Consider the following 749-nt stretch of genomic DNA (forward strand, 5'->3'; position numbering starts at 1 on the left):
TGAGTTCGCACATGCGATCGACCTGCTCTTCTTCGGTCGCCAGCTTGGCCAGTTCTTCGCGTTTCTCGTAGTACAGATCGCGGATCGAGCGCAGCCAGCCGTCGATCAGGCCGAACTGGCGATCCTGCATCGATGCGCGCACGCCGCCGCAGCCGTAGTGGCCGGTGACGAGGATGTGTTTGACCTTGAGCACATCCACCGCGTACTGGATCACGGACAGGCAGTTGAGGTCGGTGTGCAGCACGACGTTGGCGACGTTGCGGTGCACGAACAGATCGCCCGGCAGCATGCCGACGATTTCATTGGCCGGTACGCGTGCGTCGGAGCAGCCGATCCATAGATATTCCGGAGTCTGCTGGCGCGCCAGTTTGGCGAAGAAATCCGGGTCTTCCTTGGTGATCGCGTCAGCCCAACGCTCGTTGTTATCAATCAGGTCTTGTAGATCGTGCATGGATAAGGCCTCAAGAAAGATGCGCAGGTTTGATAGACGACCCCCCGTCGAAGTCACGCCGCCAGCGCAAAGTGTTTTCGTTGGAATTCTCGCGCGCCCGGTGAGTCCACTCAGTAAGGCCCACACTATGAGGAATTGCCATGACTGATTCACGACGCCCTTATGATGCGGTGCAACCGGAACCCATCGATGATAACGAAGACCGCATGGGCTCGGTGCACGAGCTGGATTTCGACGATGAAGAGCCCAGCGCGAAGATCGGCGATGAGCTGCCCGAGCGTGAACGTGAACAATTGAT

At 58.3% G+C, this 749-nt stretch carries 1 protein-coding gene and 1 pseudogene; one reads left to right on the top strand and one right to left on the bottom strand.

Annotation, left to right across the window (positions count from 1 at the left end):
• Window positions 1-451, bottom strand: a 451-nt coding sequence (locus OQK_RS01190) for a carbonic anhydrase (protein WP_016770743.1), incomplete at its 3' end; no start/stop codon positions are given.
• Window positions 452-591: 140 nt separating this feature from the next.
• On the opposite strand from OQK_RS01190, the pseudogene OQK_RS01195 reads away from it, so the two are divergent.
• Window positions 592-749, top strand: a pseudogene (locus OQK_RS01195) (serine kinase/phosphatase); the annotation flags it as partial.

Source organism: Pseudomonas sp. R62 (assembly GCF_000257605.1).
GTDB classification, from domain to species: domain Bacteria; phylum Pseudomonadota; class Gammaproteobacteria; order Pseudomonadales; family Pseudomonadaceae; genus Aquipseudomonas; species Aquipseudomonas atacamensis.